This window comes from Microlunatus soli (assembly GCF_900105385.1).
GTDB lineage: Bacteria > Actinomycetota > Actinomycetes > Propionibacteriales > Propionibacteriaceae > Microlunatus > Microlunatus soli.
Genome location: NZ_LT629772.1, coordinates 3792544 through 3814295, shown reverse-complemented (window position 1 = coordinate 3814295; position 21752 = coordinate 3792544). Strand labels below are relative to the sequence as shown.

The 21752-nt window shown below is 66.7% G+C and carries 17 protein-coding genes; 8 read left to right on the top strand and 9 right to left on the bottom strand.

Annotated elements, in window-relative coordinates; genetic code table 11:
• Nucleotides 1-7: 7 nt before the first annotated feature.
• The 3 genes from galE to BLU38_RS17470 all read right to left on the bottom strand — a co-directional run bounded on the left by galE (nt 8) and on the right by BLU38_RS17470 (nt 3373).
• On the bottom strand, nt 8-1015 hold the full coding sequence (gene galE, locus BLU38_RS17480) for a UDP-glucose 4-epimerase GalE (protein WP_091526788.1): 1008 nt from the start codon (nt 1013-1015) through the stop codon (nt 8-10).
• A gap of 242 nt (nt 1016-1257) precedes the next feature.
• Nucleotides 1258-2175: a S66 peptidase family protein gene (locus tag BLU38_RS17475; RefSeq protein ID WP_197679754.1), complete on the bottom strand. Its 918-nt coding sequence runs from the start codon at nt 2173-2175 to the stop codon at nt 1258-1260.
• A 172-nt stretch (nt 2176-2347) separates the two neighbouring features.
• Entirely contained in the window at nt 2348-3373 is a 1026-nt protein-coding gene (locus BLU38_RS17470; RefSeq protein ID WP_231919897.1) for a phosphotransferase family protein, read from the bottom strand.
• 119 nt (nt 3374-3492) lie between these two features.
• On the opposite strand from BLU38_RS17470, the gene BLU38_RS17465 reads away from it, so the two are divergent.
• The 5 genes from BLU38_RS17465 (at nt 3493) to BLU38_RS17445 (ending at nt 10635) form a co-directional block, all read left to right on the top strand.
• Nucleotides 3493-4389 carry an aminoglycoside phosphotransferase family protein gene (locus BLU38_RS17465; RefSeq protein ID WP_231919896.1) on the top strand — a complete coding sequence of 299 codons (897 nt, stop codon included), beginning with the start codon at nt 3493-3495 and terminating at the stop codon, nt 4387-4389.
• Between the two features lie 263 nt (nt 4390-4652).
• Nucleotides 4653-6875 (top strand): DUF222 domain-containing protein, encoded by a 2223-nt coding sequence (locus BLU38_RS17460; protein ID WP_091526784.1) that lies wholly within the window; start codon nt 4653-4655, stop codon nt 6873-6875.
• 22 nt (nt 6876-6897) lie between these two features.
• On the top strand, nt 6898-7863 hold the full coding sequence (locus BLU38_RS17455) for a phosphotransferase family protein (protein WP_091526783.1): 966 nt from the start codon (nt 6898-6900) through the stop codon (nt 7861-7863).
• A gap of 72 nt (nt 7864-7935) precedes the next feature.
• A complete protein-coding gene (locus BLU38_RS17450) occupies nt 7936-8703 on the top strand; it encodes a peptidylprolyl isomerase (RefSeq protein WP_231919895.1) in 768 nt (255 codons plus the stop codon).
• Between the two features lie 132 nt (nt 8704-8835).
• A complete protein-coding gene (locus BLU38_RS17445) occupies nt 8836-10635 on the top strand; it encodes a glycoside hydrolase family 3 protein (RefSeq protein WP_231919894.1) in 1800 nt (599 codons plus the stop codon).
• On the opposite strand, the gene dnaE is transcribed toward BLU38_RS17445, so the two are convergent.
• Nucleotides 10632-14159 carry a DNA polymerase III subunit alpha gene (gene dnaE, locus BLU38_RS17440; protein ID WP_091526781.1) on the bottom strand — a complete coding sequence of 1176 codons (3528 nt, stop codon included), beginning with the start codon at nt 14157-14159 and terminating at the stop codon, nt 10632-10634. The genes BLU38_RS17445 and dnaE overlap by 4 nt on opposite strands.
• A 305-nt stretch (nt 14160-14464) precedes the next feature.
• Between dnaE and BLU38_RS17435 the strand changes: the two genes are divergently transcribed.
• The gene (locus BLU38_RS17435; protein WP_091526780.1) at nt 14465-15403 is read left to right on the top strand and encodes a LysR family transcriptional regulator; all 939 of its coding nucleotides are present in this window, start codon (nt 14465-14467) and stop codon (nt 15401-15403) included.
• A 7-nt stretch (nt 15404-15410) separates the two neighbouring features.
• On the opposite strand, the gene BLU38_RS17430 is transcribed toward BLU38_RS17435, so the two are convergent.
• Nucleotides 15411-16082, bottom strand: a complete 672-nt coding sequence (locus BLU38_RS17430) for a GntR family transcriptional regulator (protein ID WP_197679753.1) — start codon at nt 16080-16082, stop codon at nt 15411-15413.
• Between the two features lie 82 nt (nt 16083-16164).
• Between BLU38_RS17430 and BLU38_RS17425 the strand changes: the two genes are divergently transcribed.
• A complete protein-coding gene (locus tag BLU38_RS17425) occupies nt 16165-16596 on the top strand; it encodes a VOC family protein (protein ID WP_091532648.1) in 432 nt (143 codons plus the stop codon).
• 18 nt (nt 16597-16614) lie between these two features.
• Here the strand turns inward: BLU38_RS17425 and BLU38_RS17420 are convergent, their stop codons facing one another.
• Both BLU38_RS17420 and BLU38_RS17415 read right to left on the bottom strand, forming a co-directional pair.
• Nucleotides 16615-17562: a zinc-binding dehydrogenase gene (locus BLU38_RS17420; protein WP_091526779.1), complete on the bottom strand. Its 948-nt coding sequence runs from the start codon at nt 17560-17562 to the stop codon at nt 16615-16617.
• A gap of 51 nt (nt 17563-17613) precedes the next feature.
• Nucleotides 17614-18462, bottom strand: coding sequence for a helix-turn-helix transcriptional regulator (locus tag BLU38_RS17415; RefSeq protein WP_091532646.1), 849 nt, complete (start codon nt 18460-18462; stop codon nt 17614-17616).
• Nucleotides 18463-18581: 119 nt separating this feature from the next.
• Here BLU38_RS17415 and BLU38_RS17410 point away from each other — a divergent pair, with 119 nt between their 5' ends.
• On the top strand, nt 18582-19313 hold the full coding sequence (locus BLU38_RS17410; RefSeq protein WP_091526778.1) for an SDR family NAD(P)-dependent oxidoreductase: 732 nt from the start codon (nt 18582-18584) through the stop codon (nt 19311-19313).
• Here BLU38_RS17410 and BLU38_RS17405 read toward each other — a convergent pair.
• Complete coding sequence (locus BLU38_RS17405; protein ID WP_091526777.1) at nt 19301-20701, bottom strand: sugar nucleotide-binding protein; 1401 nt, start codon at nt 20699-20701, stop codon at nt 19301-19303. The two genes, BLU38_RS17410 and BLU38_RS17405, sit on opposite strands and share 13 nt — an antisense overlap.
• A 4-nt stretch (nt 20702-20705) precedes the next feature.
• Nucleotides 20706-21704, bottom strand: coding sequence for a dTDP-glucose 4,6-dehydratase (gene rfbB / locus BLU38_RS17400; protein WP_091526776.1), 999 nt, complete (start codon nt 21702-21704; stop codon nt 20706-20708).
• Nucleotides 21705-21752: the final 48 nt, after the last annotated feature.

Below are 21752 nucleotides of genomic sequence, written 5' to 3'. Positions count from 1 at the left end.
GGTGTCGTCACTCGTAGCCGAGGATCGTCCGGCGCTTGTCTGCCCATCGCAGTGCCGAGGAGATGCCATCGGCGATGGAAAGTTGGCTCTGCCATCCGAGAAGCTTCCTGGCGCGATCGACGTTGGCGTAGGCACCGATGGCGTCGCCCGGGCGCGGTGCCGATTCAAGGGTCGGCACAGGCACCCCGTAGACGGACTCGAACGCTGCGATCAACTCGCGCACGGTGATTCCCTCACCGCGTCCGAGATTGATGATGGTGCTCGGCTTGCCGGCTTGGTCGAGGACGGCGTCAAACTGTTCGACGGCTGCGACGTGGGCTTGGGCGAGATCCCAGACGTGGATGTAGTCCCGGATTCCGGTTCCATCGACCGTCGGCAGGTCGGTGCCGGTGATGGTGAAGGCCGGGATCTGGCCGCGGGCTGCCAGCACCAACTGGCCGAGGACGTGGCTGGGTTCGCGGGCATAGATCCCGGTTGTCAGGTCGGGGTCGGACCCGATCGGGTTGAAATATCGCAGGATGATGGCCCGCAGCGGCGTTGCGGCTGTCATGTCCTGCAGGATCTGCTCCATCATCAGCTTGGTTCGCGCATAGGGCGACGTCGGAGCGACCGGGTCGGCCTCGCTGACCTCGAATCCGTCTGCTGGTGGGGCGTAGAGGCTGGCTGAGGATGAGAACAACACGTTGGGTTTGCCGAGTTCGACGAGTTGGTCGAACAGGGTCAATGACTTGGCCACGTTGTCGCGGTAGTACGCCGAAGGTTCGGCGACCGACTCTGGAACGACGATTCTGGCGGCCATGTGGATCGTGGCCTGGATGTCTGGATGGTCGTTGAAGACCCGGCGGAGGAGATCACAGTCGGCGATGTCACCGTGGTAGAAGGCGCGGTTGCCGACGAATGCCCGAGGTCCGGTCAGGAGCGAGTCCAGGATCACGGGCACATGTCCCGCCGCTTCTAGAGCTCGGACGGTCGTTGATCCGATGTAGCCAGCACCACCGGTCACCAGAATCTTCACGCCGCAGACCCTATCGGTAGCCCGTACACAGTTCTGCAGTACTAGGACTCCGATCGGCTCGCGAACTGCCGATGAGGCACTTGGCGCGCCCTCCGGTCACCAAGCTCTGGCCGTGAAGCCTGCTCGGTGAGGGATCCTCTGCGGACACGCCGGACTGCGCCCGGTTCACTGCCTGGGGAGGCTGCCCGGTGTCCGGCGCGACCTGCTATCGGGCGGGAATCGGCGGTGTCCGCCAATGCCGGTCAATGCACGCCTGGGGTTACGGTCATGGTGGCTGATCTTGGGTCGATCGTTGTCGTGGTCCCCAGCGGGACGGTCACGGGGTTTCGGCCGTGTCCGATCGGAAGTCCACCGAGGACAGGTACGGCGAGTTTGGCGAACCAGTCGGCCAGGACACCGGCGAGTGTCTGCCCGCCGGCGGTGGCGGTTTCGAACTCACCGAATGTGCCGACCGCGACCCCGGCGATGTTGTCGAGTTGGCCGGAGTTGGTGAGTTGGGCGAGGCAGCGGTCGACTTGGCCGAGTCCGGTGCCGCTGTTGCCTTCGATGAGAAGAATTGCCCCGTTCAGGTCGGGGAGCGCCCAGCCGACTGAGTGAGCAAGGCTGTCCAGGTTTCCGCCGACGAGGACCCCGGTGGCGGGGTTGCCGGCGGTGAGTGTTGCGGTGTAGTCGGTGGGATTGCTGCGGACCACGATTGGTTCATCGACCGTGAGCGCTCGGTGGAGGGCTTCAGCGCATTCGGTGTCGTAGTAGTCGTCGCTCCAACTGGCGGCGGGCCCGTGGAAGCCGACCGGGGCTCCTGCGCAGTGCAGGGCGAGGTGTAGGTAGGTGATGTCGCTGAATCCGACCAGGGGTTTGGGGTCTCTTCGTGCCGCCTCGAAGTCGAGCTTGGCGGCGATCCGGTAGGCACCTTTGCCTCCGCGGGTGGCGAAGATGGCCCGGATGTTGGGGTCGCGAAGTGCGTCGTTCAGATCCGCGAGCCGGTCCGGGTCGTTGCCTGCCAGGTAGCCGGCGCGGTCGAAGGCGTGTTGACCAATTTCGACCTGGAGTCCCCACTGTCGAAGAAGGGCGACGCCGCGGGCGACCAGATCCTCATCCGGTGTACTGGCAGGAGACAGGAGTCGAACACGATCGCCAGCTTGCAGCCGAGGGACAGACATGGGCTCCATAGTGTCCGAACGCCGCCCATGAACATAGCGGCGCGCGGAGGTCCGTCGGGCCCGGTCAAGGATCCTCGACCGGGCAGTCGGCCTGCACCCTGGCGCTGCGGATGGGTGCTGCCGTGCCGGGTTTCGGGTTGCTCACCGTGCCTGTCGACGGGCAGACGAGGATCTACCAGACGAGCCCGTCGAGGTAGTTATGACCGGACAGCAAGCGGACGATGCGGTCGTGGGCCGCTTTGCGATCGTCAGCATAGGGATGCTGCGCGTAGAGCGTGAGCTCTCCGAACATGTCGTAGAAGTTCAACCGTTCACGCAGATGCTCGCGCTCAAACAACTCCGGATACGCCCCGTGCAGCCATCGGGGAACCTCGGTGAGGGTGGACTCATCGAGCCCTGGTTCGTCGGGAGTCGGTGGGATCTCTCGCGCCTTCGCGCACCAGCGCAGAATGAGATCCAGCTCGACATCGGCCGGCTGAGCCAACGCCTCGGCGAAGTCGATCAGACCGGTGACCCGTCCTTGATCGACCATCAGGTTGGCTCCGTGCAAATCACCATGGACGAGGACCTGCTCGTCGGTGGCGAACAACGGCTGCCGCTCCTGGACCCAATCGGCAACATCGTCGAGCAGACGCGCGTCGTGATCAGACGCGCGACGGGCAGCCTCGACCTGCCGAAGCGTCGCACCTACCACGGGTGGGTGGAACGCGGCCCAGGGCTTCGTGCCGTCGAGGGCGGCGGCCAGCCAGGGCGGCAGCAGATCGGCCGGGACCCGAACCTGGTGCAGGGCGCGCAACGCTGAGCCCAGGCTTTCGATCATTGCTTGTCGGGTAGCCGAGTCCGCCGTGGGCCATGCTTCGTGCAGCGTTCGGCCGGGCAGACGTTCAGAGATGTACCACGGGCCGTCCGGCCCCTCGCCGTGGGCAAGGAGTCTGGCGTGTGGGACCCCACTGCCCGCCAGCAAGTTGATGACGGTTGCCTCGTGGCGGTACGCATCGCGGAACCGTCCGTCGGTGTTCAGTCGTACGACATAGTCGTCGCCGACCCACACCCGGCTGACCCAGCCGGCCTTGAGCAAGAAGCGCCCGGTGGCTGGCAGATCGGCGTCGGTCAGCGTCCTCAGCAACACTGGGTCGGTAGCCGGTTCGACGAGTGATGTTGATCCGGTGATCGCGGTGCTCCTCAGAACGACTGGCAAGAACATCAACGTACTGGCGTGATCGGAGCTGAACTATTGGTTTTGCCCGAGCGGAACTCCTGGCGCGGATCGATCGAAACCAGTTGACGGTCGATGGTCCAATCGCTCGAATGGGCCCCGTGAGCCCCCTCGCTGACCAGGCCGCCATTGACACCCCGCTCGTTCGAGAGCTGGTGGATTCTCAGTTCCCGCAGTGGGCCGCATTACCGCTGGAACCGGTCACCTCCGGTGGAAAATGCAACGCGATCTACCGACTCGGTCCTGCTCTCTCCGTGCGACTGTCGCTGTGGTCCCCGGGAGCTGATGTCGTCCACCGGGAGCAGGAGAAGCTCGCCACACTCGCGCCGTTCCTGCCCGTAGCCATCCCTGCTGTGGAGGCGATCGGCTCAGCCACCGACGCATTCCCGGGCGAGTGGTCGGTGCACCGCTGGCTGACCGGCACGCACCCCGCCCTCGACGCCCTGGTCGATCCGCACGGGCTGGCCACGGACCTCGCAACATTCGTCCAAGCGTTCCGCCGGATCGACCTGCCGGACCGGCCGCCGACCTATCCAGGCGAGCGACGCACACGCGCCCCGATGGACTCGATGGACTCTGCGACACGCGAAGCGATCGGTGGCCTGGACGGACTGATCGACACTCGCGCGGCGCTGGCCTCCTGGGAGGAGTCGCTCGCCGCGCCGTACGACGGGCACGAGGTGTGGGTGCACTCGGACCTAATGCCAAGCAACATGCTCGTGTCGCCAGAAGGCCGACTAACCGCAGTGCTCGACTTCGAAACGTCCGGCCTCGGCGACCCGGCCTGCGACCTGTTTCCCGCGTGGTACCTCCTACCTGCGAACCTCCGCGGCAACTTCCGTGCTGCCCTGGACGTGGACGACGCGTCGTGGATCCGCGGACGCGGACGCGTGCTGTCCCAGGCTTTGATCGTGTTGCAACACTCCAAGGACACCAATCCGGCGTACGCGAACAACGCACGGCACGCCATCCGCGAAGTGCTCGCGACACCACTATGACGAACTCCTGAGGCAAGGCCAGGCCGACGTTTCCCTTGCCCGATAGCCGTTCCAGCAGCGGGCCGGGGCGAACTCTGTCCCGCCGCGTTTGACGAGGATTACCGTATGCCTCGCCCGGCTCCGAAGCCCGCAAAGGGGCGACCTACGGACACATACACGCGGTTCGAGTTCTGCGTGCCACCAGTGTCAGTGGGGCAGATCCGACCCAGACCTGATTCTCGATGGCGACGCGTTTTGTCAGAGGCCGTCCGTAGAGTTCTTGTATGGAGACGGACACCGGGGTCGGGCTGGAGCGGCGGGCAGTTCTTGCCCGTGGTTCGCGCGCCGAGCGGGTCCGTATCGGCGCGGGCTGCGTCCTGTTGGAGGTGGCGGCCGACTGGGCCGCAATCAACCCCGGCGACGGCCTGATGCCGCAGGACACCCTCCTGGAGGCTGCGACGGAGCGGGCGATGGTGATCGCCGGTGAAGGGACTCCGACGGTCGCCGAGGCATCACTTGCCGAGTTGGGGTTGGAGATCCGCAGGAATCCCTGGCAGGCCGCCAGCCTTGTCGCCGACGCCCTCGATCTGCAATACCGGCTGCCGCGGACCTGGCAGCTGGTCCAACAGCATCGGGTGGAGGCGGAGCGGGCGCGACGACTGGCCTATCGGACCCGGTTGTTGACTCCCCTGCAGGCCGACCAGGTCGACGCCGAGATCGTCGTGTCGATCATGGTGGTCGGCCGGTATCGGCTGGAGAAGTTGATCGACGCCGCGATCAAGACCGCCGATCCGGAGGGGACTCAGAAGCGGGAAGAAGCAGCCGCTCGGTGGCGTGGAGTGCGGCTGGGCAGCCAGACCGAAGACGGTCTGGTCGAGGTGTTGTTCCGGGTCAATGCCGATGCCGGTCAGGCGATCTACGCGATGTGTGATCATCTGGCTGATTTGTTGATCACCCATCGCGACCACCTGCCCGGCGGTGTACCGGATCGGGGCGCAGAGTCCAAGGACGAGTGGCGGGCGGTCGCGGCAGAGGTGCTGAAGAATCCGTTCCTCGGCGCCCGGGTGCTGATCGAGCTGGATCAGCCCGATCTGTTCCAGGACCTTGTCGACAGTTTCGGACCGCTGCCCGCCGACCCTCGCCGTACCGGCGGTGGCAGCGACCGTGGCGCCGGGACGCCCGATTATCGAGACATCGACGCCGATCTCGAGCCGCAGTCCGACAGCCATGTCGATCACCACGACGGTGCAACCCCGACCCACTCGGAGCGAGCGACCTCCGACAGTCCCGACACCGCCGCTCCAAAGGCGACAGACCGGCGAGATCAGCCAGACGGTGACAAGGAGCGATTCGAGAGCCACACCGACCAGAGGTCACCAGCCGGCAGCGGCAATGCAGCTGACAGCGCCAGAGTTCAGAGCTTCCGCGATCATGGAACCGGTGATCATAGAGCCGGTGATCATAGAGCCGGTGATCATGGAGCCGGTGATCATGGAGCCGGTGATCATGGTTGCGATGATCACGACCCTGCCCATGACAATCCGCCCCGTCATGATTCCGATGATCACGACTCCGGCGATCACCGCCCCGTGGAGCACAGTCCCGTAGAGCACGGTTCTGTCGATCATGGCGCTGGCGACCATGTTCCCGGTGATCATACTTCCGGCGATGTTCGGCCCGTTGATGATGATTCGGGCGATCATGATCCCGGTCCCGGTGATCACGCTCCGGCGGGACACGGTTCTGTTGATCACACTGCTCACGATCATCAGTTCGGCGACCAAGCGCCCGACGACCACGATGCCATCGGACAGCCGGGCGACGGACCGTTTGATCAACAAAGTCGGGCAGCTGCCCGCGACGCAGCAATGGAGGCGCTGATCAGGGCGTTGGACCCGGAGCGGCTGCTGCCCCGGGTCCGGCTGAACATCCACCTCAGCTACGCCGCGCTCCGCGGCGGACACCCCGTCGCTCGGGTGGAGGAGCTCGGCCCGCAACTGGTCAGCACCGTCCGCGAGTGGTTGCGGGCGGGCGTCCGCATCGACCTGCGTCCGGTCATCGACTCCGACGGCATCCCTGCCGTGGACAGCTACGAGACACCGGCCGCGATGCGGATGGCGCTCTTCGCCCGCACTCCGGCCAGCGTCTTCCCGTACTCCAACAGCCTGCAGGGACCGATGGACGTCGACCATTCGATCCCCTATCGGCCGCCACCGGTCGGACCACCCGGCCAGACCGGGCTGCACGGACTCGGTCAACTGAACCGTCGCGAACACCGCTCGCGGACGTTCGGTCGGCTGGGCGTGCGGCAACCCGAGCCGGGCACCTTCCTCTGGCGCACCCAGACCGGACGCTTGATCATCAGCAACCCGGCCGGCACCCTCGACCTCGGCAGCGGCCGGCTCGCCCGTACACTCTGGGACGCCTGCCGAATACCCACCGCGTTGGAAACCGTCGTCCACAATCTCGTCCGAAAGCATCCTGTTCCGGTACTCGGCAGTGGTTGATCGGAAGAGGAGGAACAAGCACATGCCGGAGCCGGCTCAGCTGTCGATCGATGCTGTCGGCAACGCACTGACCGCCCTCCTCGACCGTCACGTCACGGACGTGAAGCCGCTCGGTGCCGGCGCATGGTCTCGTGCGTACGCCTTCGACGATCCATTGGGAACGGGCGAGACGGGTCAACTGGTGGCTCGGTTCGGGCGACACCTGTACGACTTCGAGGCCGATCGGGATGCGATGGCGTTCGCGAGTCCGGATCTGCCGGTGCCGAAGACGATCTTGATCGCCCCGACCGACCCGTTCGGGATCGACGGGTACGTGTCGGTCACCGAGCGAGCGAGCGGCGACTTCCCGGACCAGCGCGACGGCGACGGCTGGCGCGCGCTGGTGCCGGCGTGGTCATCGATGCTGCGGACGCTGTGGCGGCAGCAGCCGCAGACCTGGCCGGACCACCTTCGGCAACGTTTCGGCGCAGCGACCTCCTGGTCGGATCGGCTGCTGTCGGTCGCCGACGAGCCGGCCGATGCCGACGAACGCAATCGCGGCTGGAAGGCGGCACTGCAGGCCGCGCCCGGCGGCGACGCAGCGTTCGTCGAGGGGTTCGCGGTGCTCCGCGAAGTGGTCGATGCGCCGGCGATCGCCGACCTCTCCAGCACCATGCTGCACTCGGACCTGATCAACCGCAACGTGCTGGTCGACGGCGACCGGATCACCGCCGTCTTCGACTGGGGATGCGGGATCGTCGGCGACCCGCTGTACGACCTGGCCTGGTTGGACTTCTGGTCCCCCTGGCACCCGGGACTGAAGGCGTTGGACGTCCGTCAAGCGTTCGCTCCGTTGATCGACGAGCTCGGCCGCCCCGACGAGGAGATCGACCTGCGCTGGCGGGCCGGCTGCCTGCACATCGGGCTCGGGCACCTTGCCTACAACGCCAACATCGGTGATCATGACAATCTCGCCGGCACCACTCGTCGGCTGGCCGAGTACCTCTGAGCCCGGACAGTTCCGGGGTTGTGCCTCGGAGCCGGTTCCCCGGCGTCGTTCATCGAAGAACGTGGAGGAAGCATGCGAGTCCTGCGGGCTGTCATCGGCACGTTCATGATCGCCGCCCTCGGCATCGTCGCCCCGACGGTTCACGGGACGTCGACCGCGCACGCGGCCTCGACAAGACCACCTGCGCCGACGAAACCGCCTGCGCCGACCAAGGGCCCGTGTGCGTACACCCCACTCGCCGACCAGACCTACTCGACCTGGGTCGGCCTCCCGCCCGATCCGCAGCACACCCCCGATCACGGCAGCCAGCCGGTCACCCTGCAGACCGATCAGGGCGACATCCCGATCGTGCTCGACCGAGGCCTGGCGCCCTGCACGGTGCAGTCCTTCCGCTACCTCGTTCACAAGAAGTACTTCGACGACACCATCTGCCATCGACTGACCGCCTACCAGACGCCACCGGCCGCGTTGTCGGTGCTGCAGTGCGGCGATCCGTTGGGCTCCGGCTGGGGCGACCCCGGCTACAGCTTCGCCGACGAACTCGACTCCGTGCAGGCCCTGGAACCGTGGCCGGACGCACCGGACCGCCGCAACTACGCCCGCGGCACGCTGGCGATGGCCAACGCGGGCCCGGACACCAACGGCAGCCAGTTCTTCCTGGTCTATGAGGACTCCCGCCTGAAGCCCGACTACACCGTCTTCGGACACGTCACTGCCGCCGGACTGCAGACCCTGGACCGGATCGCCGCTGGCGGCATCGATCCGGGTCCGGACGGCACCCCGGAGGACGGCGCTCCGGCGATCGGCGTCACGATCGAACGGGCCAAGACCGGCCGTTGATCGGCCGCGCTCCCCGACCGGGACGCACGATCTCTTGCGGACCGGGCGAACCTGTGACAAATTTCCCTCAGACAATCCGTTGCAGGTAAATATTGTCGTTCCGGGTGAACGCCGTCGTCGAGGGAGACGCCCATGCCTGAGGTGCCCATGCCTGTGCCGCCCAGTCCGAACCGCCGTCGCTTCCTTGCCGCCGCAGCTGCGACGACTGCGGGCGTCGCGATCTCCGCCACGGCCCGACCGGCTGCGGCCGGTCAACACGGCTGGGTGAGGAGCACGCTGGCCCGGATGACCCGCGACGAGATCATCGGCCAGTTGATCATCAGCTACGTCTACGGCGCCACCGCCGACACCAGCGACGACCGCAACACCGAGTTGTACGGCGTCGCCACCCCGGCCGAGGTGGTGCAGACCTACCATCTCGGCGGCGTCATCTACTTCGCCTGGTCGGACAATCTGGCCGACCCGCAACAGATCGGCGCACTGTCCAACGACCTGCAGGCCGCGTCGCTGACCGGTGGCACCAAGGTCCGGATACCGCTGCAGATCACCACCGATCAGGAGATGGGCGTGGTGACCCGGGTCGGGCCGCCGGCCACGCAGTTCCCCGGTTCGATGGCCGTCGCCGCCACCCGCAACGAGACGTCGGCCCGGACCGCTGCCAGGATCACCGGCGCCGAGCTCAAGGCGATCGGGATCACCACCGATCACGCACCGGATGCCGACGTCAACGTCAATCCGCTCAACCCGGTGATCGGCGTCCGGTCGTTCTCCTCCGATCCGACCCTGGCCGCCGCTCTGGTGTCGGCCCAGGTCAAGGGCTATCAGGACGACGGCGGGATCATCGCCACCGTCAAACACTTTCCGGGCCACGGCGACACCGTCGACGACAGCCACACCGGGTTGCCGGTGATCCATCACAGCCGGGCGGAGTGGGAACGGATCGACCGCCCGCCGTTCGCAGCGGCGATCACCGCCGGGGTGGACATGATCATGACTGCGCACATCGTCGTGCCGTCGCTCGACCCAGCTGAGGATCCCGCGACGCTGAGCAGGCCGATCATGACCGGCATCCTGCGTCAACAGCTGGGATTCGACGGCGTGGTGATCACCGACTCGATGGCGATGGAAGGTGTCCGCGAAAAGTACGGCGATGCCGAGGCCACCGTCCGCGCTCTGGAAGCCGGTGTTGATCAACTGCTGATGGCACCGGCACCACAGGTCGCCACCCGGGCGATCAACGAGGCACTCGACTCCGGCCGACTGACCATGGCCGAGTTGCGGGCCAAGGTCGCCAGGGTCCTCAATCTCAAGTATCGCAACGGCCTGGTCGCCAACCCCACCGTCGATCTGGGCGCGATCGACCGGGTGGTCGGGACACCGGATCACCTCGCGGCCGCCGACGACATCACCGATCACACCCACACCCTGCTGGTGAACAGCGACGCGACCCTCCCGATCAGACCGAAGGAGACAAAGATCCTGGTCACCGGCTACGGCGTCACCACCGGCAAGACGCTGTCCGCCGCACTGACCGACCTCGGAGCGACGACCACCCTCCTGACGACCGGCTCCGCCCCGACGGATGCCGCGATCACGGCAGCGGCCGACGCGGCAACCGATCATGACGTGGTGGTGGTGACCAGCTACAAGATCAGGGACGGCGACAACTCCCAGATCAAGCTGATCGCTGCCCTGCAGCGGACCGGTGTCCCGGTCGTGGTGATCGCCGTCGCCGAGCCGTACGACATCGCCCACCTGCCCGACGTCACGACCTACCTGGCGACCTACTCCTACAACCCGGTGTCGATGCGTTCGGTCGTCCGGGTGATCACCGGAGCAGTCAACCCTGCCGGCAGGCTCCCGGTGGACATTCCCGCGGCGGACGGCTCCGGCGACCTGCTGTTCCGGCTCGGTGACGGCGGAGGTTTCTAGGAAAGGCACGACGGGCCGAGCAGCGCCTTCAGATCACCCTTCAGCTCAGGGTTCACGGTGACGTTCAATTCGGCCGCCAACCGGAGCAGGTAGCGCTTCTCTTTCGTCACCAGCCGGATCCGGACCTCGGTCGGCCCGGTGTGGGCGAGCAGGATGCTGCGCAGATCCTCGACGACCTCGGGGGTGCAGCGCGTCGACGGCAGCAGGATCGTCAGCGGCTCGACGTCCGTGGGCTGATCGACATCGGGCAGGGTCAACTCGTCGGCGTGGATCTCGACCGTGCTCTCCTTGACCGCGATCTTGCCGCGCACCGTGACCACGGTGTCGGTCTGCAGCACGGTGGAGACCAGGTCGTAGCTGCGCGGGAAGAGCAATACGTCAACCGAAGCCTCCAGATCCTCCACCGCGATGATCGCCCAGACGTCGCCACGCTTGGTGGTCTTCCGGGTCACCGAGGTGATCATCCCGGCAATGGTGATCATGCCGTCCCGCGGGCCGTCGTCGGCGATCAGCCGGCCGATCGACAGATCCCGTTCCCGCTCCAGCAGATGATCCAGGCCGAGCAGCGGATGATCACTGACGTACAGCCCGAGCATCTCCCGCTCCAGGCCCAGCTTGGTCCGCTTGTCCCACTCCTCCAACGCGGCAACCTCACCCTGCACCGGCGCGGCATCGGCCGGCAGCTCGCCGAACAGGTCGGACTGGCCGTTCGCCTCGTTGCGTTTGAGCTCCAGCACACCGTCGATCGCCGATTCGTAGACCGCCATCAGCCCGCGCCGGCTGTCACCGAAGGAGTCGAAGGCGCCGGCCTTGATCAACGACTCGGTGACCCGCTTGTTGGCCGCGACCAGCGGGATCCGGTCCAGATAGTCGTAGAAGCCGGTCGCCTTGCCCTTCTCCTTGCGCGCGGCGACGATCCCCTCGACGACGTTGCCGCCGACGTTGCGGATCGCGGTCAGCCCGAAGCGGATGTCGGACCCGACCGGGGTGAAGCGGGCCTCGGATTCGTTGACGTCCGGCGGCAGCACCTGGATCCCCATCCGGCGGCACTCCGACAGGTAGATCGCGATCTTGTCCTTGTCGTCCTTCACCGACTCCAACACCGCGGCCATGTACTCGCACGGATAGTGCACCTTCAGGTAGGCCGTCCAATACGACACCAGCCCGTACGCCGCCGCATGCGCCTTGCCGAAGCCGTAGTCGGCGAACGGCATCATCGCATCCCAGACCGCCTGGACCGCGGCCTCGGAGAAGCCGCGTTCTGTCATCCCGGCGGCGAACGGCTCGTACTCCGCGTCCAGTACCGCCTTCTTCTTCTTGCCCATCGCCCGACGCAGCATGTCGGCACGGCCGAGGGTGTAGCCGGCCAACTGCCGGGCCACCTCGATCACGTCCTCCTGATAGACGATCAGCCCGTAGTTGTCCTCGATCACCGGCCGCAGGGCTTCCTCGACCTCGGGATGCGGGTACGCGGTGGGCTGTTCTCCCTTGCGCCGCAGGGCGTAGTTCACATGCGAATTGATACCCATCGGCCCCGGACGGTAGAGCGCGATCGTCGCCATGATGTCCTGGATCCGTTTCGGCTCCATCAACCGCAGCAGGGATCGGGCACCGGCACCGTCCAGCTGGAAGACACCGAGAGTGTCGCCGCGGCTGAGCATCCGATAGGTCGCCTCGTCACTGGGATCACGGCCGAGCTCGTCAAGATCGACATCGATGTCCCGGTTCAACTTCACGTTCTGCACGGCATCGCCGAGAATGGTCAGGTTGCGCAGACCGAGGAAGTCCATCTTGACCAGACCGAGCGATTCACAGGTCGGATAGTCGAACTGGGTGATGATCGCGCCGTCCTGCTCCCGCCGCATCAGCGGGATGATGTCGATCAACGGGTCCGACGACATGATCACGCCGGCGGCATGCACCCCCGGTTGGCGGATCAGGCCTTCGATCCCCATCGCGGTGTCGATCACCGTCTTGTGATCGGCATCGGAATCGTAGAGCTGCCGCAACTCACCACCCTCGGAGAAGCGTTCATGATCGCGGTCGAACACCTTCGGCAGCGGAAGATCCTTGCCCATCACCGGCGGCGGCATCGCCTTGGTCAGCCGATCCCCTACCGCATACGGGAATCCCAGCACACGGGACGCATCCTTCAGCGCTTGCTTGGCCTTGATCTTGCCGTAGGTGACGATCTGCGCGACGCGCTCTGATCCGTACTTGTCGGTGACGTAGGTGATCACTTCTCCGCGGCGCCGCTCGTCGAAGTCGACGTCGAAGTCGGGCAGTGACTGCCGTTCGGGATTGAGGAAGCGTTCGAAGGTGAGTTTGTACTGCAACGGATCGAGATCGGTGATCCGCATCGCGTAGGCGCACAGCGATCCAGCTCCGGAGCCGCGGACGCCGGTCCGGATGCCGCGGTCCTTGGCCCACTGCATGAAGTCGGCCACCACCAGGTAGTAGCCCGGGAAGCCCTTGCCGATGATCACCTCCGACTCGTATTCGGCACGCTTCCTGATCTCCGGCGTGACGCCGCCCGGATAGCGTTCTACGAGTCCCTGTTCGACCTCGTGCAGGAACCAGCTGGTCTCGTCGTGTCCCTCCGGCACCGGGAACCGCGGCATGTAGCGACCCTCGCCGTGCTGGAAGTCGGACTGGCAGCGTTCGGCGATCGCCAGCGTGTTGTCGCAGGCCTCGGGCAGTTCGGAGAAGAGCTCCCGCATCTCCTGCGGCGACTTCAGGTAGTAGCCGCCACCGTCCAGCTTGAAGCGATTCGCATCGGCCATCGTCGACCCCGACTGGACACACAACAGCACCTCATGCGCGTCGGCGTCCTGGGCGTGCGCGTAGTGCAGGTCGTTGGTCGCCACCAGCGGCAGCTGCAGGTCCTTGGCCAGCCGCAGCAGATCCTCGCGGACCCGCTTCTCGATGGTCAGCCCGTGGTCCATCAGCTCGACGTAGTAGTTGCCGGCGCCGAAGATGTCGCGGAACTCGGCCGCCGACGCGACCGCCTCGTCGTACTTACCGAGCCGCAGGTAGGTCTGCACCTCACCCGACGGACAACCGGTCGTCGCGATCAGGCCGCCGGCGTACTCGGCGAGTAGTTCCCGGTCGGCGCGCGGCTTGTAGAAGAACCCTTCGGTGGACGATCTGGTGCCGAGCCGGAACAGGTTGTGCATCCCCTCGGTCGACTCCGACCACAAGGTCATATGCGTGTAGGCACCGCCGCCGGACACGTCGTCGCCGCCGCCGTCGCCCCAGCGCACCCGCTTGCGCTCACTGCGATGGGTCTTCGGCGTCAGGTACGCCTCCAGCCCGATGATCGGCTTCACCCCGGCCTTGGTCGCCGCCGCATGGAACTCGTGCGCGCCGAACAGGAAACCGTGATCGGTCAGCCCGATCGCCGGCATCTCCATCTGCTCGCAACCGGCCATCAGATCATCGATCCGGGCCGCACCGTCCAACATCGAATACTCCGAATGGACGTGCAGATGGACGAACGAATCGCTCGTCGGTCGAGCTGTCATCTCGCCTCCCAAGGACACAGCAGTGGATCGTCGACAGCGACCCAAGACCTCGAGGTCCTTTTGCCTCCTGGAGCTGATCTGCGCTGGGGGTAGATCTGCGGAGGTTGGGCGTGAGTCACGCCGTGGAGATCCGACGCTAGTCCCCGGCACCGACACTCCTCGGTTCTGCGGCTTCGCGTCGACACAGGCACAACCGAAGGTGTCGCATACGGGCAGCGAACCAGCAACGATCAGCCGTCGACAAACAACCGGTGAGCTGTCGCGCCACAACCATCTGTCGGGTCGGCTCGAACTACTGTGTCGCCATGGATTTCGACGCCGTCCGTACCTTCGTGGTGGCGGCCGACGTCGGTCAGTTCCAGCTGGCCGCGGCGGAGCTGTCGTTGAGCCAGCAGGCGGTGTCCAAGCGAATCGCCGCTTTGGAACGTCGGCTCGGCGTCCGGCTGTTCACACGGACACCGCGTGGCATTGAGCTGACCGTCGACGGGCGAGCATTCCTGCCACACGCCCGCGAGGTGGTCCGGGTCGCCGGAGTTGCCGCGGCCGCGGTACGGGCCGACACCCGTCCGTTCCGGATCGACGTCCCCAACCGCCGAGTGCTGCCCGGACGGCTGGTCCGGGACTTCCATCGATCCCATCCCGAGGTGTCGCTGGACGTCGTCGAGTTACCCGACGTCACGGCGGCGATCGCGGCGATCGCGGCCGGCACCCTGGACGTCTCGCTGCGGGCCGTTCCGCTGCCGGCTCGACGACTACCTCGCGGTGTCACCGCCACAAGGGTGCTGGACGAGCAGGTCACGGCCCTGATCGGACCGCGCCATCGGCTGGCCGCCGAGGCGGCCGTCCGCCCGACCCAGCTGGCGGATTATCCGATCTGGATGCCTGGCAACGTCGACGGTGGCGAGTGGACGATCTACTACGAGGAGTTCGCGGCGATGTTCGGACTGCGGATCGATCGACTCGACCCGACACACGGCGCGGAGCCGTTGCTGGAGGCCGTCGCGGAGTCGAGCACGCTGGTCACCGTGATCGGCGACGTGGGCAATCTGCTGTGGCCACCGGCCTACGACCTGCGCTGCCTCCGGTTGGTCCGACCGGTGCCGATCTATCCGCATTCGTTGATCGTCCGCAGGGACAATCGGCATCCGGCGGTGGATCTCCTGCGCACACAGGGATTTCCGGCCCGTCGCCAGCCGCTGGAGGGCAGCTGGGAACCCTCCTGGTCGATCATCGGCCGGCCATGACGAATCATCAATCGGCCGACACGATGTCCACCGCGTGCCGGCGGTGGGCCGCGAACAACGCGCGGGCGGTGTCGGGATCGCGAGCGCGCAGAGCCGCGGCCAGCGCCTGGTGTTCCGGCGGGATGCTGCCGAGGTAGTCCTCGGTACTCAGACCGATGCGGGTCAGCAGGAACAGGTGGACCTGACAGCGGATCGCGTCCCAACCCGCGACCAGGCGTCGGTGGCCGGTGGCGACGAAGACGGCGTCGTGGAAGGCGATGTCCTGACTGACCATGGTGTGCGGGTCCGTGGTCCCGTCCATGCCGCCGGCGGCTCGCTCGATGACGGCCAGGTCGTCGTCCGAGGCGTGCGCGATCACCTGCTGCACGGCCAGGTCTTCCAGCGCGCCGCGCAGGCTGTCCAACTCGGCAACATCCTTGGCGGACAGTGTCGTGACCACCGTCCCGCGGTGCCAGCCGGAGTGTACGAGGCCTTCGTGCTCCAACCCCCGCAGAGCCTCACGCACCGGTCCCCTGCTGACCTGCAGCACCGCGGAGAGCTCGACCTCGCGCAGCGGCGCCCCGGGCGGGTAGGCACCGGTGAAGATCGCCTCCCGGATCCGGTCGGCGACCTCGTCCGCCAGCCCACGACGACGCGCCGGAGCCATTGCGCGGTCGTCGCTGGCTTGGGTCGCCTCCATGTCGCAATGTTAACATTCACGCTAATGTCAACATTGCGACATCAGCCCGGTGCGGGTCGCCAGACGGAAGGAACTCACCCCGATGACAGTCCTCGACTCCCCGATCCCCCGTTTCCATCTCGCCGTCCCGGTCGACGACCTGGACGCCGCCCGCCGCTTCTACGGCGAGACGCTCGGCCTCCAACAGGGCCGCAGCTCCGACACCTGGGTGGACTGGAACCTGCACGGCCACCAGTTCGTCACCCACCTGGCCCCGGCCCGCGCCGAACGGATCCACAACCCCGTCGACGGCCACGACGTCCCGGTGCCGCACTTCGGGCTGGTCCTGACCGTCGAGGCCTTCGAAGAACTCGCCGACCGGCTGCGCGCCGCGGATACCGAATTCGTCATCGAGCCCTACGTGCGCTTCGCCGGTGAGACCGGCGAACAACGGACGATGTTCCTGCTCGATCCGGCCGGCAACGCGCTGGAGTTCAAGGCATTCGTCGACGACTCCCAGGTGTTCGCCGTCTGATAGCTGCTGCCGGGCCGCTCAGGGCGCGTCGATCACGACCTTGAGCCGGCCGGGTTCGGACCGGCTGGCGGTCTCGTACGCGGTCTGGGCGGCGTCGATCCCGAACCGGTGGGTGATGTAGCCGTCGGCCAGCGCCGGCCGCTCGGCCAGATAGCGGGCGGCGGCGGCCAGCGACGGCGCCCATTCGCCGGTGACACCGGTCAGCAGAGTCGCGGCCTTGCCGAAGAAGCCGCGGAACGGCAACTCATAATGATCATGGTCGGGTACGCCGAACGCGTACACCTGACCACCGGGCGCAACCGCCTCGAACGCGGCCGGCAGGGTCGCGGTCTGGTGACCGACCGCCTCGACACACACGTCGAAACGCTGCGCCGGCGGGAGCCCGGTCGCCCAGGCCTCGGCGGTCGTGGTCGCCAGCTCACCGATCCCGAACTGCTCGGCGACGGCGACGCGATCAATGGGGTCGACGCCGGTGACCTGCGCACCACGGGCCGACAGCACCGCGGCGAACAACAACCCGATCGAGCCGAGGCCGAGGACTGCGGCCCGCTTGCCGGCCACATCACCGAGCCGGTCGACGGCGTACAACACGGTGGCCAACGGCTGGATGACGACGGCGCGTTCGGCCGCCACGTCGGCCGGGACCGGCACCAGCTGGGCGGCGTCGCAGAGCGGATACTCCGCCAGCCCGGCCGCCCCACGGACGAAGCCGACCACCCGATCGCCGGTTGCGAACCGCGGCGAGCGGGACAGCGCAACGGTGCCGGTCAGTTCGTGCAGCGGCCAGCCCGGACCGACCAGATCCCGGCCGGAATGCAGTTCGGCACGATGGAATTTCGGCACATCGCTGCCGCAGATGCCGCCGGTGCCGAAGCGGACCACCACGTCCCCGTCGGCAGGGTCATCCGGTTCGGCGACCTCGATCCGTTCCAAGCGTTCGGGCCCGGACAGTCGATACGCCCACATCCGTAACTCACCTTCCGGCCACCTCGTCGTCGACACCGCCGTCCTGAGAGGTTACTCGGTCAGTTGCTGGGTGCCGACGACCCCCAGCAGCCGCAACGCGTCGCGGTCAGGCGTCCCGGGTCGGGCGGTGTAGATGATCATCCACTGGTCGCGGTCGGGATCGTGCAACGCCTCGCAGTCCAGTGTCAGCGGGCCGACGGCAGGATGGTCGATCCGCTTGATCGTCGAGTGCGACGAGCCGACATCCTGGGCCTCCCACAACGTACGGAACTCCTCGCTGTGCTGCTGCAGCCTTTCGACCAGTCCGGTCACCGCGGGATCGCTGCGATAGCGTGCCGCCGCGACGCGGAGCTGCGCGACGAGCTCGCGCCCGAAGCGGGCACGGTCCACGGGGTCGATCCGTTCGGTGCCGCCGTCGTCGGCGAAGTGCCGCCAGATCACGTTGCGGTCCGTCGCCGACGGCGCCAGGAAGTCGGGCAGCAACGCCGCGGCCATCCGGTTCCAGGCCAGCGCGTCGAACACCGCATCGCAGACCAATGCCGGGGCGTCGGTGAGTTGGTCCAACACGTGCAGGATGCCGGGACGGACCTCGCGACGCATCCAGTCCGGCCGCCGTGGTTGCACGCCGACCAGCCGGGAAGCGTAGCCGCGCTCATCGTCGGACATTCGCAACGCCCGAGCCAGTGCTTCGACGATCTGTGCGGACGGCCGTGGTCCTCGCCCCTGCTCCAACTGGATGTAGTAGCCGATCGACATCCCGGCGAGCTGCGCCACCTCCTGCCGACGAAGGCCCGGGGTCCGGCGTCGACCGGTGATCTCCAGGCCGACGTCGCCGGGACGGATCCTCTCCCGGCATCGGCGCAGGAAGGATCCCAGCTCGGTGCGATCGATAGCGTCCACGCCCGCCATCCTGCCCCCGACCCGGCGATCGCACCATGGCATCGGCGATACCACCTTGCCGATCACCAGCATCGACGCCGCTCTCCCGCGATCCGCGATATCGCCGCACGCTGGAGGACATGACTGATTCCAAGATCATCCTGATCACCGGCGCCAACAAGGGCATCGGGTACGAGACCGCCCGTGCCCTCGGCGCCGCCGGCCATACCGTGTTGATGGGCGCCCGCAACCCCGGCCGCGGCCGGACAGCCGCCGACACGCTGCGAGCCACCGGCCTCGATGTCCGCTATCTGCCACTCGACCTCACCGACGAAAAGACGATCACCGCAGCCTCCGAGCTGATCAGAGACGAGTACGGCCGTCTGGACATTCTGATCAACAACGCCGTCACCACCGTGGATCTCGGCCGGACACCGGAGGAGGTCAGCAGGGACGATCTCCGAACCGCCTACGAGACCAACGTGTTCGGACCGGTGTCCTTGATCAACAGCCTGATACCACTGCTCCGCAACGGAACCCGACCGTTGATCGGCAACGTCAGCAGCGGCCTCGGGACCTTCACCTTCCTGACCGATCCCACCTCGGAGTATGCGCAGTATCGCACCCTGTTGACCTACAACAGCTCCAAGGCAGCACTGAACGCCGTCACCGTCATCTACGCGACGCGGCTGGCCGCCGACGGGATCCGGGTGAACGCCCTCTCCCCTGGCTTCGTGGCCACCGACCTGAACAACAACACCGGCACCGACAGTCCCGCAGACGGCGGTCGACGGATCGCCGAACAGGTGCTGGCCGAGGACGAGTTGACCGGGGTGTTCCGCCGGGAGACCGGCGGCGGCTATCCCTGGTGATCGATGGCCGTCAGCAGCTCGGCCAGCGCACGGTCACCGTCGACCGGGACGAATCCGGTCGACTTGATCTTGGTCAGGTCGAGGGTGCTGTGCCGTGGCCGTGGCGCGAGCTGCTTGCCGGCGGCGTAGGCCTCGGTGCTGACCGGAGTCACCGCATCGGCCGGTCGTCCCCTGGCGGTGAAGATCATGGTGGCCAGATCGGCCCAGGAACGTGGTTCACCGTCGCTGGTGACGTTGTACACCCCGTACTCGGCCCCGGTGTCGATCAGATGCGCGATGGCCCGAGCGAGTTCTGCCGCACTGGTGAGCCGGCCCAGTTGGTCGTCCACAACGGTCGGTTCGACGCCGGCGTCGGCCAACCTGACCATCGTCGCGACGAAGTTGCCGCCGTCACCGATCACCCAACTGGTGCGCAAGATGTAGTGCCGCGGCACGCCGGCCACCAGTTGATCACCGGCGGCCTTGGTCTGGCCGTAGACGCCGAGCGGGGACGGCGGCTCGGTCTCGTCGTGGGTCGGCAGCAGTCCGTCGAAGACGTAGTCGCTCGAGACGTGCACCAGGGTCAGCCGGTGTTCGCGGGCGATCTCGGCCAACGCGCCGACCCCGGTCACGTTGACCTCCCAGGCGGCGATCCGGCCGTCGTGGGTCTCGGCCGTGTCGACGGCGGTGTAGGCGGCGGCGTTGATCACCACGTCGTAGGACCGCCAGTCGAACTTCGCCAGCGAGTCCGGATCGGACAGGTCGAGTGTCGACCGGTCGGTCACCTCGGCGTCGGGCATGATCGCTGCCAGCGCGCGACCGAGCTGGCCGTTGCCCCCGATGATCACCGTCCGTTTCGGCGCCATCGGCTGCACGTCTGCCAACGGCGGATGGGCCTTGTCCGCTTCGGAAAGCTCACACTCGGCCAGCGGGATCGGCCAGTCGATTCCGACCGTCTCGTCGGCCAGGTTGAGGAAGGTGTACTGCGACCGCGCTTCGGCACTCCAGTGTTCGTTGACCAGATAGCTGTAGGCGGTATCCGGCTGCAGGGTCTGGTAGCCGTTGGCCACGCCGCGCGGGACGAAAATCGCCGTCTCCGGGCCGAGCTCGTGGGTGTAGACGGTGCCGAACGAGTCACCGGCCCGCAGGTCGACCCAGGCGCCGAAGATCCGACCGGTGGCCAGCGCGACGTACTTGTCCCACGGCTCGGCATGCAGTCCGCGGGTGACGCCGCGGGAGGCGTTGAAGGAGATGTTGTTCTGCACCGGGGCGAAGTCCGGCAGCCCGAGCTTGATCATCTTCTCCCGCTGCCAGTTCTCCTTGAACCAGCCACGGTTGTCGCCGTGCAGCGGCAGGTTGATGATCAACAGGCCGGGAACGGGCGTGGTCTCGACGGTCGGATCGGTCATGGTGCTACTGGCCCTTGGCGGCGTAGCCGGCTTCGGTGGCCTGCTTCTGGGGTCGCCACCAGGACTCGTGCTCGCGATACCACTCGATGGTGGCCTGCAGCCCGGAGCGGAAGTCGGCAAACCGCGGCTGCCAACCGAGCTCGTCACGGAGCTTGGCGGAGTCGATCGCGTAGCGGAGGTCGTGTCCGGCCCGGTCGGTGACGTGATCATAGGCATCGGCCGGCCGACCGAGCAGCTCCAAGATCAGCTGCACCACCTCGGTGTTGTTCTTCTCGCCGTCGGCACCGATCAGGTAGGTCTCGCCGATCCGGCCGGACTCGATGATCTTCAGCACCGCCGCGCTGTGGTCCTTGGCATGGATCCAGTCTCGGACGTTCTGCCCGGCGCCGTACAGCTTGGGCCGGCCGCCGTCCAGCACGTTGGTGATCTGCCGCGGGATGAACTTCTCCACATGCTGGTAGGGACCGTAGTTGTTGGAGCAGTTGCTGATCGTCGCCGACAGCTTGAACGATCGGACCCAGGCCCGGACCAGCAGGTCGGAGCCGGCCTTGGTCGAGGAGTAGGGGCTGGACGGGTTGTACGGCGTCGCCTCGGTGAAACGCTGCGGGTCGTCCAGCTCGAGATCGCCGTACACCTCGTCGGTGGAGATGTGGTGATAGCGGACGTCATGCCGGCGGACCGCCTCCAGCAACGCGAAGGTCCCGACCAGGTTGGTCTGCACGAACGGCGACGGGTCGGACAGCGAGTTGTCGTTGTGCGACTCCGCCGCGTAATGCACCACGCAGTCATGATCGGCAACCAGCTGATCGACCAGCTCGACGTCGCAGATGTCGCCGTGCACGAAGCTGAACCGGTCGGCCGGCAGCCCCTCCAGGGACGCCTTGTTGCCGGCGTAGGTGAGCTTGTCCAGCACGGTCACCGTGGCGTCGGTGTGGGACAGCAGGTGGTGCACGAAGTTGGAGCCGATGAAGCCCGCGCCACCGGTCACCAGATAGGAAGTCACGGTCGGGAGTTTAGGCGAATCGCTCGCCCCGGGGCTCCAGTTGCAGCA

What these genes read in the sequence shown, in the direction of transcription:
- BLU38_RS17475 (WP_197679754.1), bottom strand. Translation starts at nt 2,175, where the DNA reads ATGTCTGTCCCTCGGCTGCAAGCTGGCGATCGTGTTCGACTCCTGTCT.
- BLU38_RS17460 (WP_091526784.1), top strand. Translation starts at nt 4,653, where the DNA reads ATGGAGACGGACACCGGGGTCGGGCTGGAGCGGCGGGCAGTTCTTGCC.
- BLU38_RS17455 (WP_091526783.1), top strand. Translation starts at nt 6,898, where the DNA reads ATGCCGGAGCCGGCTCAGCTGTCGATCGATGCTGTCGGCAACGCACTG.
- BLU38_RS17450 (WP_231919895.1), top strand. Translation starts at nt 7,936, where the DNA reads ATGCGAGTCCTGCGGGCTGTCATCGGCACGTTCATGATCGCCGCCCTC.
- BLU38_RS17445 (WP_231919894.1), top strand. Translation starts at nt 8,836, where the DNA reads ATGCCTGAGGTGCCCATGCCTGTGCCGCCCAGTCCGAACCGCCGTCGC.
- dnaE (WP_091526781.1), bottom strand. Translation starts at nt 14,159, where the DNA reads ATGACAGCTCGACCGACGAGCGATTCGTTCGTCCATCTGCACGTCCAT.
- BLU38_RS17435 (WP_091526780.1), top strand. Translation starts at nt 14,465, where the DNA reads ATGGATTTCGACGCCGTCCGTACCTTCGTGGTGGCGGCCGACGTCGGT.
- BLU38_RS17430 (WP_197679753.1), bottom strand. Translation starts at nt 16,082, where the DNA reads ATGGAGGCGACCCAAGCCAGCGACGACCGCGCAATGGCTCCGGCGCGT.
- BLU38_RS17425 (WP_091532648.1), top strand. Translation starts at nt 16,165, where the DNA reads ATGACAGTCCTCGACTCCCCGATCCCCCGTTTCCATCTCGCCGTCCCG.
- BLU38_RS17420 (WP_091526779.1), bottom strand. Translation starts at nt 17,562, where the DNA reads ATGTGGGCGTATCGACTGTCCGGGCCCGAACGCTTGGAACGGATCGAG.
- BLU38_RS17410 (WP_091526778.1), top strand. Translation starts at nt 18,582, where the DNA reads ATGACTGATTCCAAGATCATCCTGATCACCGGCGCCAACAAGGGCATC.
- BLU38_RS17405 (WP_091526777.1), bottom strand. Translation starts at nt 20,701, where the DNA reads ATGACCGATCCGACCGTCGAGACCACGCCCGTTCCCGGCCTGTTGATC.